Consider the following 16904-nt stretch of genomic DNA (forward strand, 5'->3'; position numbering starts at 1 on the left):
GCAAAACAGTGGCACGACAAGGTATTTCTGATAGAATCAGCCGCCTCATGGTAGCTCCTACTTCAGCCTCATCATCATTTCGATTTCGCTTTCAGCAGGTACGCCACAAGTTCGTTCCTTCAGCCGCGCCAAGCTTATTTTTCTACAGGATACTCGCTAATATGAGCACTGCCTCCTCTGTTCTTGCCGTTAACAACGACCTTCCGATCCGCACCGAAAAGCCAATTCATAGTGGTAAGGTACGCTCAGTATACTGGTTAACAGAGAGCGATAGCGCGCGTCTCATTAAAGACAAAGGCTACGATGTCCCGCTCGACACGCCCCTTGCCATCATGGTCATTAGCGATCGAATTTCCGCCTTCGATTGTATCTGGCACGGTGAAGGTGGCATGCACGGTGTCCCCGGCAAAGGCGCCGCACTTAACGCCATATCAAACCATTGGTTCAAGCTATTCAAAGAGCAGGGACTCGCAGATAGTCACATTCTCGATATCCCCCACCCCTTCGTTTGGATCGTACAAAAAGCAAAGCCTGTAATGATAGAAGCTATCTGCCGCCAATACATCACTGGCTCTATGTGGCGCGCCTATGCACAAGGCGAGCGAGATTTCTGCGGCAATCAACTCGGCGAACAACTACAGAAAGACCAAAAACTGGAGGAGGTCATCATCACCCCTTCTACCAAAGGTATTCTTGAAGGTATTCCAGGTATTCCTGCCGTCGACGACGTCAATATCAGTCGCAAGGATATTGAGGATAATTTTGCCGCCTTTAACTTCCGCCAGGCCGAGGATATCGATCTCTATGAGAAGCTGCTCAAAGAAGGCTTTAGCGTTATCAGCAAGGCGCTGCACCAAATTGGCCAGATCTTTGTCGATACCAAGTTTGAGTTCGGTTATGTAAAAGATCAATCTGGCACGGAAAAGCTTATCTATATGGACGAGGTAGGCACACCTGACTCCTCGCGAATTTGGGATGCAGAACGTTACGCGGTAGGCGATATCGTCGAGAACTCTAAAGAAGGCTTCAGACAACTGCTATTAAATCATTTCCCTGAGCCAGATATATTATTAAACAAAGACAGGATGGCCGAGCGTAGCGCACTCGCACGCGACAACACCCTGCCGCGCGAAGTATTGATGTCCATCTCAGAGACCTACATCGGCATTGCAGAAAAGATTACCGGCCAAAAGATCAATATAAGTAGTGACCCTAAACAAGAAATTATCGCCATCTTAGACAAACAATATCAGCTGATTGTCTGACCCGGTGCGGGGAAGCTTCCCCGCCAAAAATAAACGTCCTTATTTAACGAACGTTCAGCCAGCCCAGCACCTCACTCTGTTGGGCGTAATAGCAGTCAGTAATCTCGGCCAACACTGGCTCGATAGCAGCTCGAACTTTCTCAAGGCTGTTGTTTTTCTCGCTGATATGACCAAGCACCAGCTTTTTCAATGCCGTTACACCAGCACGATTACGTTGCAGTAGATATTGCGCAGTCTGCTCGTTGCTCAGGTGTCCATAACGCCCCGCCACCCTCGCCTTAAGAGAAGCAGGGTAAGGACCATAAGACAGCATCTGCGGGTCATAATTCGCCTCTAAGACCATCGTTGAGCAGCGGGCGTAGGAGTTAGCCATTGAGGCAGTAACCTCACCACTATCACTTAACAAGCCCAGGCAATCTTGGCCGTCATCAATAATAAAATGACAAGGTTCGGCACTATCATGCTGCGTTGCAACTGCGTAAATAGAAAGCTGGCCGATGACGATTTTTTCAGCAGTAGAGAATAAGTGTAATCGCGGGATCTCACCGACTTTAGCGCGGCTCGCACAACCACGAGTCATCCACACAGGCAGATTGAAACGGCGGCTAAGTACACCGACACCTGAGACATGATCTCCGTGTTCGTGAGTGACTAAAATGGCATCAATTTGGCTGGGACAAAGATCTAACTGCGACATCCTGCGCTGAGCTTCACGACCTGAGAAACCACAGTCCAATAAAATAGTCGTGTCGCCAGCACTGACAACCGTGGCGTTGCCACGGCTGCCGCTACCCAATAAAGCAAATCGCACTAAGAGAGCTGGCCCTTTATCTCGATCAACAAGTTCTCTAACTGCTCAGCTGTGATTTCCTCACCCTTAGAATCTTCAATCGCAAGGCGTACTTCAGACCATCCCTTACGTTCCGTACTATTGCTAACTGTAATACGGTAGAGCGCCCCTTTCTCTGCCTCAAGCTCTTCATCAGAGGCGCCAAACATACGGGCAAAGAAGCCAGGCTTATCTTCCTCTAACTCAGCAGGCTGATAACGAGCAAAGAACTCACCACTATCACGATTCAAATCGATAATATTAAACTGTGCTTTCTTCAACGCCTTCGCCGTTGACGCCCAGGCACGATTACGATCGAGGTCAACGAGAATATGGCTATCCTCACCACGATAAAGCTTTAATCGCCCTTTAGTATCAATACCTTGAGCTAACAACGAAACAGAATCAGCTGCGCTAGTATTCGCTACAAACGTAGAGAATTCGTGCAGCATCCAGTTTTCTCTCTCGGCTACTGTCGAAGTTGTCGGCCAATCTGCACGGCTCAACGCTGAGTCACGATCACTCTCCCACTGCAAGACTCGAACCTCAGAGCTCTCGCGCTGCACACCTTGCAATACGGTAAAACGGAATTTTTCACGCTTGGCCGCATCTTCGCTACGTAACAACCAAGGCGTCTCTAAAATACCGGCAACGCCATCAGAAAATTCAGGTGTAATACCGTTGCTCATCAAAAACTCTCGTAACCGTGGCCACACCTGCCCAGGCTGCAACTCGATGATTGCCCAGCTATCACCTTTCAAGCTCTGAATTCGCACCATGTCTTCATCAACACCTGAAGCCAAAGGCGCTGGTCGAGGCGTTTCGAACACTTTACCTAAATCATCCGAATCAGCTATTGGAGGGATAACATAGGCATCTTCAATAGCATCCTCATGCACCCCTTGCGGCAAAGTAATACGTGCCGTTTCCTGCGACTTTAGGTAATCATTTGATCGGTCAGGAAAAACACCGTCCTTACCAAAGAAGTAACTACAGCCACTTTGCGTTAGCACGATAGTTGTACATGCTGTAAACAGAGCTAATCTACGTACCATTAAATTCGAAACCTTTGCCACCTTCATTATTTAAGAAGCCCCGCGTTACGCAGAACCTGCGCTACCTCTGCCTGCTTACTCTTCTGTAGAACTGTCAGAGGTAATCGAAGACCATAGCCCATATAACCCATTTCAGCGAGAGCCCACTTTACTGGGATAGGGTTTGATTCCACAAACATACTCTCGTGCACCGTCACAAGTGCATTATGGATCTCACGTGCGCCCGTCGCATCGCCAGATAGCGCCAGAAGACACATATCAGCCATTTGCTTTGGCGCTATGTTTGCCGTGACAGAAATATTACCGTGTCCACCAAGAATAATCAGCTCAACAGCCGTCTCATCATCGCCAGAATAAACAGCAAAGCCTTCTGGAGCAGCATCAATTAACTGCTTTGCACGTGCCAAGTCGCCTGTAGCCTCTTTGACGCCGACGATATTATCAATCGAAGCCAGTTTTAATACCGTTTCGGGCAGCAGATCACAAGCTGTTCTACCCGGTACATTATACAGAATTTGCGGAATGTCGACCGCCTCTGCTATAGCCTTATAGTGAAGAAACAAGCCTTCTTGTGACGGCTTATTATAGTAAGGCGTCACTAACAAACAAGCATCTGCTCCGGCCTTCTTAGCTGCGCTAGTCAGCTCAATAGCCTCTGCTGTTGCATTAGCACCAGTACCTGCAATAACAGGTATCTTTTTATTAACGCGCTCAACAATGCGAGTAATAACTGCGCAATGTTCGCTGACACTCAGTGTTGCAGACTCGCCAGTAGTACCTACAGCAACAATCGAGTCGGTACCCTGTTGCAGATGAAAATCGACCAGTTTATCGAGCGCAGCCCAGTCTACATCTCCGTTATCAAGCATAGGTGTGACCAACGCTACAATACTGCCCTTGATCATTAGAATTCTCCGCAACATTACAAAAGAGATGTATGTTACTTAGGCATAGCGCATAGCTCAAGCAGGGAGTGACAAATGCAGAAATTTATTGCTTTCAACGACTGTTTAACCTGCTAGAACGATGATAAAAAAGCATTAACATCCCAACTAAGACAAATATGTTAGCCTATGTGACTTCATCGACCGTCAATATACGGCTAACACTCAAGCCGCACACAATGATGAGCAATAATCATGAGTAAGATAAAGAGTTGTACCCTTCTGCTGCTAGCGTTATTGCTGCTGCCAATACACATTGTCCAAGCACAGATAGATCATAAGCTACCGCCAACCATTACGCCGCTAACACCAATGGATATACGCTATTTGGACATTCAACGACAGCGCATAGAAGATCTCTTTATCAGCCATTTTGGCCAAAATATTCGCCAGAATCATAGTGACTTAGAAGTCATGCAAAAACTGCTCGACAAGCGTTTAATTAAGCGTAATGACACCTTGACCAACCAGGCACTCGGTATTGTCTTGGGAGACCTCATAGCTAAGGAGCTCAATATGAAGTGGGTTGTTTATAGCGATAGCTATGGCCGCTCTAGGGCTTTACAGCTAGGTCGTAGCGAATATTTTCTATTCCCAGTAACGATGATATCGCGCCGCACAGATGCCGATATTAGCCCTGATGTAGAGCGCCTCTTCAACAAGGCCATCAGCACCATTCAGCCGCATATCACCAAAAACCCTTACTACAAGCCCGTCTATTAAATACAAGCATGCTGGCTTCCTGAAACTCTAAATTGAAGTTAGAGCTTCAGGCTTACTAAGCATTACTGGCTAGTAGCTGCTTATTTAGCATAAGCATGTATCAACTCAAACACTAAAAGTCATCTGGCCGCAACATAGCGTCGTGACCACCATCGACAAAAATCACAGAGCCGCACATAAACGATGCCTTATCACTCAGCATAAACATGACGGCATCAGCAATCTGCTCTGGCTCTCCGAGAGAACCGACCGGGACTGTATCTGCAAAGTCTTTCATCACCTGACCTAGCGCTTTATCGGCCATGACTTTGTCGGTCAGAGGCGTGCGAACAATACCCGGTGCGACCGCATTTAGCCTCACCCCCGATGCTGCATAAGCCGTGGAGTTTCTTCGCATCCAGCGCGTCAACGCCAACTTTGAGCCGCCATATGCATTCTGCGGCTCCCCCAGCTGATCAACAATTGCGCAAGCCTTTACCTCATCATGCTGTAGACAGGCCTCTACTGAATCTGGGTCGGCCCCCATCGGGGCGGAGTTCGACGAGATAACAACAACGCTACCTCCCTTCTTAATTAACAAATCCTTAACGCCTTCTATGGTTTCAACTGCAGCAAAGTAATTCACCTGAGTGATGAGTGACGCAGGGGTTACTGACGGTCCTAGTCCAGCACAGGGGATATAGCCATCTAGACCATCAGCAGCCCGGGAGCGCAACTCCTCCACGGCATACTCACGACCTTGTCGAGTTGAAAGATCAGCAACAACATCTGCATCCTTAATATCGACAACGATAACTCGATGCCCTTCATCAACCAATTGCTGCTGAATTGCCGCACCAATACCTGTTGCCCCCCCAGTCATTGCGTAAGTACCCATGTATCAACCTCTCCTCTCTGCCATGACAACTAACGTTGTCATTATTGTTATGCTTATTAAGACAATCTAGTCATGCAACTAGCATCGCCACGAAGTGGTCGCCGGCAAGTGCTGTCAGGTGCTTTGTTACATCATGAAGGATTATACAGCGTTTTATTAAAATTCAATTCAACACTATGTTTCCAGCATTTAAGCCACGTGTTACTGATAGAAACCAATCCGTCTCTTTACAACAATTTAAATCGATATAATTTACATAAATATCACTGATCCCCTTCAAAAAAAAAAACCTACCGAGTGACATCCTAAGAGTTAGAAGTTCTGCTACAAAAAAATAAAACACATGATATATTTTAATCGTTCCCCCTAAAGCAATAATAAGATGAAGGATATCATAGTGATTAAAAACATTTTGGTCAGTGGCTGCATCGGCAGCTGCCTAGTTCTTGCCTCACAAGGTTATGCCCAACAACTTAGCCCATCAACAGGCGTCAGCATCCTCAGCGTCAGTGAAAATGCAGACAACACTGTCACAATTAACGGTAAAGCCGGTCCTACACAAGCAATCACCGACCTGACCATTAATGGCTATCAACCCAGTGATTACACCCCCAGTGTTGCTCCAACCTTCAGCCTAACCATCCCTGCTTCAGATCACTATGAGGTCGTTACTTACGATCAAATAGAGGGCACACGTAGCGCCGATTATGTTAGTGGAAATACCTCCGTCGAAAACGCTGTACAACTTGCGATTAGCGATGGATTCCTCACAGAGGTAGGCCCCGTTGTAGAGACCTTACTCGAAGACATCAGCCTAACAAGCTTACTTGACATCGATAGCAACGAGTGTGTATTTCAACTACGCAGCTGGAGATCTTGCGACCTCTACCTTCGTGAGATGGGAATAAATGGTCGCCCAGAAGCACACATTTTCTTCTCGCCAAATGGCGATGAGCTTACCATCAACATCGGCCTTACCATCCCAGAGGTCGCTCTAGAGACCAGCATCAAGCGACAGTGGTGGTGGGGTTATCGCAACACTCGTATTGCCGCCAAGAATGTCACTGTAACAGCGCAAATCGGCGTCACTGCAACTGACAATCAATCTATTAAGCTTGTCCTAGATGACCCAAGCGACATTTTCCTCAATATTGGCGCCCTCGACGTCAATAGCAATACCGTCGCAGCCAAGATGATCCCACTGTTCCGTGGTGCGATTACCACAATAGTCAACAATCACCTTGTTAACCTAGTGGGCCCTGTTCTAAGCAAGCTTGAAATCCCTGAGATTCCTCTGAGCCTGCCCTTAGATATCGATGGCGATAGCGTCAATGATGGTGTCTTCGACATAGCACTGCATGCGAATAAGCTATCAGTGACTGATAATAGCGATGGCGTTGTTAGCTTAGGCGGCTCAATATCAGTTAGCAAAGAAAATACAGCTCCAGGACGTAGCATCCTAGGATATCGAGTTATAGAGGGAGAGCTTCCTTCCCCCGAGCTAGGCAGCAACACCGACATTAAAGCATCGCTATCTGTCAGCTTTGTTAACCAAATTGTCGCTGCACTCTATCAAAGCGGTATAGAAGAAAAGATCTCTATCCCACTAAAAGTCGGCGACCTAGGCTCTTTTGGTGGCATGCTAGCAAACTTAGGTCTCGGTTATACACTCGACTCACCAATGTTCTTTGAAATTGGCTTTGGTGGTCTGCCTGAAATCACACTGGTGAACGATGCCGCCAACCCTCTAGGACTACAACTTGTTGCTCCTGAGCTACGCTTTAGAATGCTTGTTGATAACGGGGCTGGCACAATCGATAATCTTCTCGATCTAGACATGGATATAGCTATTGCCACCTCACTTGGGGCTCATGCCGATGGCAAGCTTGATATCGACTTCAACGATATACTCGCGATGAATATCACCAAGTTCCACCCATCGCTTATCCCTAGTCAGGGCGGTGAGGAATACAGCAAAGTCATCGTTGAGGTTGGTCTGATAATGATGCTTGATGAGTTCGCTCCTATGATCGAAGAACTCTCTAATGCAGCGCGATTGGATCTCGATCTCGGCTCGCTGCTAAACGACTTGCTCAAGACTAACGACTTTGCCTCTATACCGGCTACCGGTTATGTAACTGAAGCTGAAACTAGTGATGACAATGCTTACATGAGCATTGGCCTTGGCGTTGATTTCAACTAAAGCTAACCATCTAAGCTAAATACAAAAGCCGACTACCTTAGTCGGCTTTTTATTGCTTGTTTTTTAACACCGTATGTTGCGATAGATTATGGTGAACACGCTGAGATAGTAAGAACATACACGTCGATTGACCTAAGCTATTAGTATCAAAGTTTTAACAGCGAATAGCTTAAGCGCCCTCCTCTATGGAAGCACTTTGGTCTCCACGTTATCGACAGGTACCCTCATGCTTGACCACTTAGTGCACATCTATCGTCAAAAAATGCTCAGCGATCCAAACCACATCGCACAGAGCGAAGGGGATGAACACTGGACCTGGCAACAAATACAGCAGCAAGTTGATGCAATAGCGATCGCTTTACTGGAAACAGAAGTCGCCATTCAAGAGAATATCGGCATATTTTCCGATAACTGTGCCCAGTGGACATGGATAGATCTTGCCAGCCAAGCAATACGGGCGGTTCCAGTCCCGATCTATGCGACAAGCACAGAACAGCAACTGGCTTATGTCATCAATGATGCACAAATACGTATCCTGTTCACCGGCAACAAACAACAGCACCAGTCTGCCTTAAAAATACGCTCTCAGTGCCCTAGTCTCGAGTACATCATTTCCATCGAGGATTTAGAGATCACAGACGACGAACATAGCAGCACATTGAACGCCTTTTCGACAGCGCACCATGAAGACATCTACCACGAAGCACTCAGCGCAAGAATTAGCAGCGCCGACCTTAACGATATCATCACCCTGATCTATACCTCTGGCACCACTGGCGAGCCGAAAGGGGTAATCCTTGACTACCAGAACATTGCAGCAGCCATAGAAATGCATCAGCAACGAATCATTATCGATACAAATGATGTCTCATTATGCTTTCTTCCTCTCTCTCACATCTTTGAGCGTGCTTGGAGCTGGTACGCACTCGCCAACGGCTGCCGTGTCGCATACTGTCGAAACCCAGCCAGAGTCATGCAAGCACTCACGCGAGTCAAGCCTACCGTAATGTGTGCCGTCCCAAGACTGTACGAAAAAATCTACACGCAAATAATGAGTCAAGCAGACTCGGCCTCAGCACTAAAAAAGATAGTTTTCAATCTTGCCTATAAAATTGCTGACGCGCGCTTTAATCGACAGCAGAATAAGAAGTCACCCGGCTTTTTTCTAAATATCGTGCACCGCCTCGCCGACAAACTCGTTTTTAACAATATTAGACAGGCCCTAGGTGGTAACATGCGCATACTTCCATGCGGCGGAGCCGCCCTAGACGCCGACATCAATCGCTTCTTTCAGCTATCTGGTCTCAATATAGTCAGTGGCTTTGGCATGACTGAAACCTGTGCCACAGTCTGCTGCCGAGACGAAATCAGCATGCCGTTAAACAGCTGCGGCACCGCTCTACCAGGCGTAGAGCTAAAACTCGGCAAAGATAACGAACTGCTGGTTAAGGCGCCAACCGTAATGCGCGGTTACTACAACAAGCCAGAAGCCACTGCAGCCACCATTATCGATGGCTGGCTACACACCGGAGATGCGGCCGAAATTATCGATGGCTGTATTATCATCACAGAAAGGCTGAAGGATTTAATGAAGACTTCAAACGGTAAATACGTAGCGCCACAGCACGTCGAAGGCAAACTAGTAAAAGAACAGTTAATAGAGCAAATCACTATCATTGGCGATGATCGACAATATGTCTCCGCCCTTATCGTACCCGCATTTGAACACTTAGAAACCCTTGCAACACAAAAAGGCATCGAATATAAAAATCGACTGGACTTAATCGCCAACAGCGAAGTAATTCAACACTTTAAAGAGCGTATAGACAAAGTACAAAAAGAGCTAGCCAACCACGAGAAGATCAAAAAGTTCACACTACTTGCTGAAGAGTTTACTATCGCCAAAAACGAGCTAACACCGACCTTTAAAGTTAAACGAAAAATCGTTTTAGAAAAGTTCAAACATGAAATTAACGCGATGTACCAAAACGTCAAAAATAAAGCGAGTCGCCACTAACTAGCAGCAACTTCTGACTTACATCGACCAAAGAAAACTGCACAGCTAGGGCGCTTCGCCCTCGCCTTCGAGCCACTCCTTCTCCAGCAAAAGCCAGCATCGCGTCAATCGAGCGACAGCTGAATAGAACTCACCACGATCTGCCTCTGCCACACGCTCAGAAAACCCAGTAACCCACTCCCCCAAACACTCCGTTAAGAATTGGTGTTGCTGCACTTGCTCACCCTCGACACACAACTGCGCCATAAACGACAGTAAAACTGCAATATGGTCAGCCGGCTCAGGAAAATCACTCTGTAATTCTAGACCACTAGCTCGCAACTGCTCGACTACACGTTGATGGGTCTCACCGAACAATGTCGGTGCATCTCTTTCGTCCTGTGCTGACTCGAGATAAGAGCCCGCATAGGGGGACACGGCTTCCCTGCCCACGACTAGGAATAGACCACAAAAATCCGCCGCTAAGCCCAGTGTCGCCTCGCGCCCCTCAATCGAAGCAAGTGCGGCAGACAGGCTTTCTACAGCCTGTTTAAGCTCAGGTTCGCCTGCCAGTTGTTGCAAAAATAACTGACCTTCTTCAGAGCGATACAAAGCCAAGTCATCCTCAGTAAGCTCTCGAGCAAATAAGCCTGAGAGCCACTGATAAACCATGGCCCGCGCCGCATTCAGCTGCTGATCTTCGCTCATACCTTAATCTCAATAGGACCAGAAAAGGAAACAACCTCAGGCAGCTTACCGTTAAACTTCTCGAACTCTACCACACAGGTATACGCAGAGCAGGCCTGAGATAGCTTCGAGCTACCAATATCCATCGTTAGTGTATTCGGATCACCATAGCTGCAAAGCGCACCAATCTCACTCCCCCCCTGTTTGCTGCCATCCTTACCGACAGGGCCATACCAAGCGCCCTCTTCTATACGAATGACTCCTTCAGGGTAGCTATCATCAATAACCGCGCCTGCTAGTAACTGCCCTCGGTCATTGAAGACACGAACGACGTCTCCAGACTTAATCCTGCGCTTTTTCGCATCCACAGGACTAATATAACAAGGCTCTCTACCGTGCACGGTATAGCTATTACGGTATTCTTCCGACTCACACATCTGTGAATGCAAACGATGATTAGGGTGGCAGCTCTGTAGCCAAACAGGATATTTGTCTGAGCCTGGTCCACCATGGCTTCTCTCTGCCTTCTCCATCCAAATTGGGTGCCCCTGACAATCGTCGTAACCATAAGCAGCGATCTTCCGGCTAAATATTTCGATCAACCCCGATGGCGTCCCAAGGGGATGGAACTCAGGGTCCTTGCGGAAGTCGGCGTGACGCGTCCAGTTTTCTCCACCGGCGAAGTGTACATAGCCGTCAGCCCAGAACTTATCAAATTCCGGCATTTCAAACTTACCTGCGTTTGCTTTCTTGCAATCATTATAAAGCATCGCAATCCAGTCAAACTCACTCATACCACGGGTATAACCCTTCTCATTACCCAAAATCTTTGCAAAACGAGTAAATATATCAAAATCAGATAAGCTATCAAAAAGAGGCTCCACCATTTTCTGCATAGCAACAATGCCACGGTTAGAATAGGCTCCATAGACATCGATATCGTTGCGTTCCATAGTCGTACAGGCGGGCAAGACAATATCAGAAAAACGCGCCGTTGCTGTCCAGTTCACCTCGACGGTCACCACGGCCTCTAACTTACGAAAGGCCTGCTTCATTTTATTGCGGTCTTGATGATGGCTCCATGGATTATTACCAGAAAACACCATCATTTTAATATCAGGCAACGTCACCTTTGAACCATTGGCATCGATAACCTTACCTGGCTCTAAAATAGCATCGACAAAACGCGCCACGGGTATCGTCGGACTATAATCCTTAAAATCATCGCTAGGAAATAGAGGCTTCATGCCCTCGTCAAGATTACGAGGGAACGCACCCGGTGCCGCCGCACCAGAGGAAGGCACACCGATAGAGCTGTAATGGTGGCCGTAAGAGATACCTCCACCTGGCAGGCCAATTTGCCCAAGCATTGTCGCCAGAACAGCTGCCATCCAGTAAGGCTGCTCTCCGTGCTGTTGGCGTTGGATACACCAACCCACCATGATTTGAGTACGATCCTTCGCCATCAACTCGGCGAGCTCCTTAATCTGCTCGACGCTGACGCCAGATATCTTAGAGGCCCACTCGGGCGTCTTAGCTATGCCGTCTTTCTCACCAAGCAAGTAAGGTACGAAGCGTTCAAAACCTAAGCTGTAACCATCGATAAACTCTTGGTCATGCAGCTTTTCACTATAAAGATGGTGAGCCATCCCCAGCATCATCGCAACATCGCTCTGCGGATTAATATAAATACGCTCTGAGCCTAAATACTTCTGCGTCTTGGAAACAACTGGGTCAATATGAATAACACGAATCTCACCTGCCGCAACTTTCTGCTTTAGCTCGGCAAGATAAGCATAAGACTCATGCGTCTCTGTATTCCAACCAACCTGCAGGTTTTTATAGGGGTCGTTTGCCCAAAGAACCAAAGTCTTTGTGTTCTCTAAGATCAGTGGCCATGAGGTACCTTGTGCATAGACCTCCGTCGAGCCGAGCACATAGGGCATGATGGTCTGCCCCGCCCCTGTAGAATAATCGCCTATTTTCTTAACAAAGTTTCCGTGCATCGCCACAGCGCGCTGCATATGGCTCGTACAAGAGTGCATCTGACCAACAGCTCGCCACCCGGTCTGCCCGGCATGCAAAGCCCAGGGGCCATATTTGGTCTGGACCTCATCTAGCGACGCTTTAAACAGCTTCAGCGCTTGATCCCAAGTCACCCTAACAAAACGGAAGTCGCCACGCTGTGAAGTGTCAGATTTATGCCCCTTTAATAAAAAGTCGAGACGCACCATCGGATAGCGCACCCTCGAGGCATTATAAACAAGCCCCCGTACACCGTTAATCATATCAGTCGGGTACTTATCAGGGTCAAGGGGGACAACTTGATCGATGACGCCATTCTTACGGCTCATCTTAAAAGCACCCCAATGGCTTCCCGTCGTCAACCATTCTTGTTGTGGTCGAGTCGCCGCCACCGCACTTAGCGGCGCTAGAACAGAAGGACCTACAACCGCTGCCGTTGTACCTAGCAACCCCTTCAAAAAATCACGTCTTATCATGCTCATGCTGACTCTACCTTAATGCTTTTCTTTAGAGAACGTGGATGAATGCGCCTGCAAGTACTTTTGCACTAAGGCCTCGGTATCTTGGTCGAAGTTAACAAAGGCCATCATTCCCTGGAACATACCTGGCCAAGTATTAGCATCAAAATGATTTTCCGCAGGCTGCGTATGGCATACCGAACAAGAAGACTGGAACGTTGTTTTTGCATAATCCCAAAGTGGTTGCTGCTCTTTCAGCATGTAATCAGCATCAGTCCACGCCGTCACTTCAACACGCTCCCAGGTCAACCCCGTCATCTCATCGACTTTATCTTCAAAGACTTTGATGACGCCGTCTGTCTTTGCTGCGGTCATTGTCAGCTGCGCTGAGTTCATATTGATACCAAAGCCAAAGTAAATAACACGCCCCGCGCCAATCCGCTTTCTCCAGCCATCAATATGTAACTTAATCCGATCGCCCTTGGTCTCTAAAACAGTCACCTCTGTTGCAATATTCAGCAGGCCCGCTTCCTCTGTCGCATCAGCAGAGAGGTATAGAGGCTTCGTTAACGAGCTGAAATATTGCTCGCCGTCATCAAACTTAGATGGTCCCTCACCCACTTCCGCTATAAGTTCAGGTGCTCGAGAAGCTGCCATATCAGGTAGGTGGTGAGCAATTCCCTTGTGGCAATCAAGACAGCTTTGATCACGCTTCGCAGCACGCTTCATTTGCTTCTGGGCAAGCTTCGACATCTCTTCCCATTTCATCGACTTATAACTATGACACTGCTTGCACTCTAAAGAGCCATTGGCTTCGAAACGCGCCCACTCATGGCTGGCCAATTCTAAGCGCTTATTAAGAAATTTCTCACGGGTATTGATAGCACCTGTTAATTTAGCAAACACCTCTTTCGATGCCTGCATCTTCCTGGCTATTTTGTTCGTCCAGTTATGCGGTACGTGACAATCAGGGCAAGTGGCCCTGACGCCGGCATGATTACTGTAATGAACCGTCTCCTGCAGCTCCTTGTAAACATTGTCACCCATCTCATGACAGCTAATACAAAATTCTTCTGTATTCGTTGCCTCTAATGCAGTGTTAAAGCCCCCCCAAAAGATAATCCCCATGATGAATGCAGAAATTGCGATGGTGCCCAGCGTAAGATGCTTTGCAGGCTTGGATAGCGCACGCCAGATATCAGTGACTAGTTTCATCTGATAGTTTCCCTTTGATAACGATGGAAAGAAGAAGTGTAGGGTTTACAGACCGTGCCCTGGCGGGCCGAAAATTATTTGCAACATCCAAATAATAAAGCCATACCCCCCTACTCCAATAATGCTCAGGATTGGAAAAAGGAAGATGGTAATAAACGCCAACGCCTTTAGTTCGTTCTTCTTCTCATCGTTATCAGTAGAATCTTTAGTCATATTATTCAGCACCTTAATCTGCAACATATCCCTGCATGGTCTGACCGAAGCCAACGCAATCACATCATTGTTACGAGTAGCTTCGCTAATGCCAGCTTAGACAACAAAACGCCCTACTTCCAACAGCCAGAAAGATGTGCGCAGCGAACACATTAACAACTACCCATATAAATATGAGCGCATTTTATGCCTCTTAGGAACAACTTTACTGACTCAAATCAACTGAAAACAGCTCGCAAAACACATCCTCTTGTTGCTTGCTCTACATCATTAATAGAATTAAATTTCTCACCAAATAAAAAACTTAGACACAAAAAAACCGCCCTTAGGCGGTTTTTTAAACGAGTACTATTAGAAGCTAATAAGCACTACTTCCAACCAGTGATCTCAGAAAGTGCATCACCGATTTGCGCAAGAGAACGGACAGTCTTAACGCCTGCGTCTTCAAGGGCAGCAAACTTCTCATCAGCAGTTCCAGCACCGCCAGAGATGATTGCACCAGCATGCCCCATACGCTTACCTGCAGGTGCAGTAACACCGGCAATGTAAGAGACAACAGGCTTAGTCACGTTAGCTTTAATATAAGCAGCCGCTTCTTCTTCAGCAGTACCACCGATCTCACCGATCATCACGATCGCCTCAGTCTGTGGATCGTTCTGGAACATTTCCAGTACGTCGATGAAGTTAGTACCTGGGATTGGATCACCACCGATACCAACACAAGTAGACTGACCGAAACCGTAGTCAGTAGTCTGCTTAACAGCTTCATAAGTCAGCGTACCTGAGCGCGATACGATGCCAACCTTACCCGGCAGGTGAATGTGACCAGGCATGATACCGATCTTACATTCGCCCGGTGTAATAACACCAGGACAGTTAGGGCCGATCAGGCGTACGCCCAACTCATCACACCTAACTTTACACTCCAACATATCCAACACTGGAATGTGCTCAGTAATGGTGACAATCAACTTGATACCAGCATTTGCCGCTTCAAGGATTGAGTCCTTACAGAAAGGAGCAGGCACATAGATAACAGAGGCATCAGCACCCGTTACTTCAACAGCCTCGGCAACAGTATTAAAAACTGGCAGACCTAGGTGCTCAGTGCCACCCTTACCAGGTGTAACACCGCCAACCATGTTGGTACCATAAGCAATTGCTTGCTCAGAGTGAAAAGTACCCTGACCGCCAGTGAAACCCTGACAGATGACTTTAGTATCTTTATTAATTAGTACAGACATTGATAATTACCCCGCCGCCTTAACTGCTTGCTCAGCAGCATCAGTCAGACTTGTTGCTGCAATGATGTCTAGGCCAGAGTTCTTAAGAACCTCTTTACCCAAATCAGCGTTAGTACCTTCCAGACGCACAACAACAGGAACGGTTACACCAACTTCTTTAACTGCGCCAATGATGCCTTCGGCAATCATGTCACAACGAACGATACCGCCGAAGATGTTAACCAACACACACTTCACTTTCTCGTCAGACAGAATCAGCTTGAATGCGTGAGCAACACGCTCTTTAGTCGCACCACCGCCAACATCTAAGAAGTTTGCAGGGCTACCACCGTGCAGTGCGACGATATCCATAGTACCCATTGCTAGACCAGCACCGTTAACCATACAGCCGATGTTGCCATCAAGCGCTACGTAGTTAAGATCCCATTTAGCCGCCTCAGCTTCACGAGCATCTTCTTGCGAAGGATCGTTCATGTCTGCAATTTTTTTCTGGCGATACAAAGAGTTTCCATCAACGCCAAGCTTGGCGTCTAGGCAGTGAAGATCACCGTCTTCTTTGATAACAAGAGGGTTAATCTCGATAAGAGCAAGATCTTTCTCTTCGAATAATTTAGCCAGACCCATGAATATCTTAACAAATTGGCCAACTTGAGTCTTATTCAGACCCAGCTTGAACGCTAGCTCACGACCTTGATAGGGCTGAGCACCAACCAACGGATCGATTTCACATTTAAGAATCTTTTCAGGAGTCTCGTGAGCAACAGTTTCAATCTCCACGCCACCTTCAGTAGATGCCATGAAAACGATACGACGAGATGAACGGTCAACAACCGCACCCAAGTATAATTCGTCAGCGATATCGGTGCAGGTTTCTACTAGAACCTTAGAAACTGGCTGACCATTTTCGTCTGTCTGAAAAGTCACTAGGTTCTGACCCAACCACTTTTCAGCGAAAGCCTTTGCTTCGTCGGCAGACTTGATGAGCTTAACACCACCCGCCTTACCACGACCACCAGCGTGAACTTGAGCTTTAACAACCCACATGTCGCCGCCGATCTTTTGAGTTGCTTCTGCAGCTTCTTCTGGGGTATCGCAAGCGAAACCCTTCGAAACTGGCAGTCCGTATTCAGCAAACAACTGTTTGCCTTGATACTCATGCAGATTCATATC

Annotated in this window: 14 protein-coding genes; 4 read left to right on the forward strand and 10 right to left on the reverse strand. The window is 47.4% G+C overall.

All coding sequences use genetic code 11. From position 1 onward, the window contains the following. Positions 1 to 161 precede the first annotated feature (161 nt). Entirely contained in the window at positions 162 to 1265 is a 1104-nt protein-coding gene (locus tag EDC56_RS01390; protein ID WP_123710745.1) for a phosphoribosylaminoimidazolesuccinocarboxamide synthase, read from the forward strand. Between the two features lie 43 nt (positions 1266 to 1308). On the opposite strand, the gene EDC56_RS01395 is transcribed toward EDC56_RS01390, so the two are convergent. Genes EDC56_RS01395 through dapA form a run of 3 tightly spaced genes read right to left on the reverse strand, consistent with a single transcriptional unit; the run spans position 1309 to position 4054 of the window. Next, positions 1309 to 2076 (reverse strand): MBL fold metallo-hydrolase, encoded by a 768-nt coding sequence (locus EDC56_RS01395; protein ID WP_123710746.1) that lies wholly within the window; start codon positions 2074 to 2076, stop codon positions 1309 to 1311. Then, the gene (bamC, locus tag EDC56_RS01400) at positions 2076 to 3149 is read right to left on the reverse strand and encodes an outer membrane protein assembly factor BamC (RefSeq protein WP_162844047.1); all 1074 of its coding nucleotides are present in this window, start codon (positions 3147 to 3149) and stop codon (positions 2076 to 2078) included. Before bamC ends, EDC56_RS01395 begins: the two co-directional genes overlap by 1 nt. Positions 3150 to 3175: 26 nt before the next feature. Further along, entirely contained in the window at positions 3176 to 4054 is an 879-nt protein-coding gene (gene dapA / locus EDC56_RS01405) for a 4-hydroxy-tetrahydrodipicolinate synthase (protein WP_123710748.1), read from the reverse strand. Positions 4055 to 4288: 234 nt separating this feature from the next. Between dapA and EDC56_RS01410 the strand changes: the two genes are divergently transcribed. Beyond that, entirely contained in the window at positions 4289 to 4816 is a 528-nt protein-coding gene (locus EDC56_RS01410; protein ID WP_123710749.1) for a DUF3806 domain-containing protein, read from the forward strand. Positions 4817 to 4928: 112 nt separating this feature from the next. Here EDC56_RS01410 and EDC56_RS01415 read toward each other — a convergent pair whose 3' ends face one another. After that, on the reverse strand, positions 4929 to 5693 hold the full coding sequence (locus EDC56_RS01415) for an SDR family oxidoreductase (protein ID WP_123710750.1): 765 nt from the start codon (positions 5691 to 5693) through the stop codon (positions 4929 to 4931). Between the two features lie 397 nt (positions 5694 to 6090). Between EDC56_RS01415 and EDC56_RS01420 the strand changes: the two genes are divergently transcribed. Further along, positions 6091 to 7896, forward strand: a complete 1806-nt coding sequence (locus tag EDC56_RS01420) for a hypothetical protein (RefSeq protein ID WP_148059272.1) — start codon at positions 6091 to 6093, stop codon at positions 7894 to 7896. 226 nt (positions 7897 to 8122) lie between these two features. After that, positions 8123 to 9913, forward strand: coding sequence for an AMP-dependent synthetase/ligase (locus tag EDC56_RS01425; RefSeq protein ID WP_123710752.1), 1791 nt, complete (start codon positions 8123 to 8125; stop codon positions 9911 to 9913). 45 nt (positions 9914 to 9958) lie between these two features. Here EDC56_RS01425 and torD read toward each other — a convergent pair whose 3' ends face one another. The 6 genes from torD to sucC all read right to left on the reverse strand — a co-directional run bounded on the left by torD (position 9959) and on the right by sucC (position 16901). Then, on the reverse strand, positions 9959 to 10600 hold the full coding sequence (torD, locus tag EDC56_RS01430) for a molecular chaperone TorD (protein ID WP_123710753.1): 642 nt from the start codon (positions 10598 to 10600) through the stop codon (positions 9959 to 9961). Next, positions 10597 to 13086, reverse strand: a complete 2490-nt coding sequence (gene torA / locus EDC56_RS01435) for a trimethylamine-N-oxide reductase TorA (RefSeq protein ID WP_211333523.1) — start codon at positions 13084 to 13086, stop codon at positions 10597 to 10599. Before torA ends, torD begins: the two co-directional genes overlap by 4 nt. Before the next feature lie 12 nt (positions 13087 to 13098). After that, positions 13099 to 14277: a pentaheme c-type cytochrome TorC gene (torC, locus tag EDC56_RS01440; RefSeq protein WP_123710754.1), complete on the reverse strand. Its 1179-nt coding sequence runs from the start codon at positions 14275 to 14277 to the stop codon at positions 13099 to 13101. Positions 14278 to 14322: 45 nt separating this feature from the next. Beyond that, entirely contained in the window at positions 14323 to 14490 is a 168-nt protein-coding gene (gene torE / locus EDC56_RS01445; RefSeq protein ID WP_123711724.1) for a trimethylamine N-oxide reductase system protein TorE, read from the reverse strand. A 368-nt stretch (positions 14491 to 14858) separates the two neighbouring features. Then, on the reverse strand, positions 14859 to 15734 hold the full coding sequence (sucD, locus tag EDC56_RS01450) for a succinate--CoA ligase subunit alpha (RefSeq protein WP_123710755.1): 876 nt from the start codon (positions 15732 to 15734) through the stop codon (positions 14859 to 14861). Positions 15735 to 15740: 6 nt separating this feature from the next. After that, positions 15741 to 16901, reverse strand: a complete 1161-nt coding sequence (gene sucC / locus EDC56_RS01455; protein WP_123710756.1) for an ADP-forming succinate--CoA ligase subunit beta — start codon at positions 16899 to 16901, stop codon at positions 15741 to 15743. Positions 16902 to 16904: the final 3 nt, after the last annotated feature.

The organism is Sinobacterium caligoides (assembly GCF_003752585.1).
GTDB classification, from domain to species: Bacteria; Pseudomonadota; Gammaproteobacteria; order Pseudomonadales; family Sinobacteriaceae; genus Sinobacterium; species Sinobacterium caligoides.

Coding starts and splice junctions, on each gene's coding strand:
- EDC56_RS01390 (WP_123710745.1), top strand. CDS start 162: ATGAGCACTGCCTCCTCTGTTCTTGCCGTTAACAACGACCTTCCGATC.
- bamC (WP_162844047.1), bottom strand. CDS start 3,149: ATGGTACGTAGATTAGCTCTGTTTACAGCATGTACAACTATCGTGCTA.
- dapA (WP_123710748.1), bottom strand. CDS start 4,054: ATGATCAAGGGCAGTATTGTAGCGTTGGTCACACCTATGCTTGATAAC.
- EDC56_RS01410 (WP_123710749.1), top strand. CDS start 4,289: ATGAGTAAGATAAAGAGTTGTACCCTTCTGCTGCTAGCGTTATTGCTG.
- EDC56_RS01415 (WP_123710750.1), bottom strand. CDS start 5,693: ATGGGTACTTACGCAATGACTGGGGGGGCAACAGGTATTGGTGCGGCA.
- EDC56_RS01425 (WP_123710752.1), top strand. CDS start 8,123: ATGCTTGACCACTTAGTGCACATCTATCGTCAAAAAATGCTCAGCGAT.
- torD (WP_123710753.1), bottom strand. CDS start 10,600: ATGAGCGAAGATCAGCAGCTGAATGCGGCGCGGGCCATGGTTTATCAG.
- torA (WP_211333523.1), bottom strand. CDS start 13,086: ATGAGCATGATAAGACGTGATTTTTTGAAGGGGTTGCTAGGTACAACG.
- torC (WP_123710754.1), bottom strand. CDS start 14,277: ATGAAACTAGTCACTGATATCTGGCGTGCGCTATCCAAGCCTGCAAAG.
- torE (WP_123711724.1), bottom strand. CDS start 14,490: ATGACTAAAGATTCTACTGATAACGATGAGAAGAAGAACGAACTAAAG.
- sucD (WP_123710755.1), bottom strand. CDS start 15,734: ATGTCTGTACTAATTAATAAAGATACTAAAGTCATCTGTCAGGGTTTC.
- sucC (WP_123710756.1), bottom strand. CDS start 16,901: ATGAATCTGCATGAGTATCAAGGCAAACAGTTGTTTGCTGAATACGGA.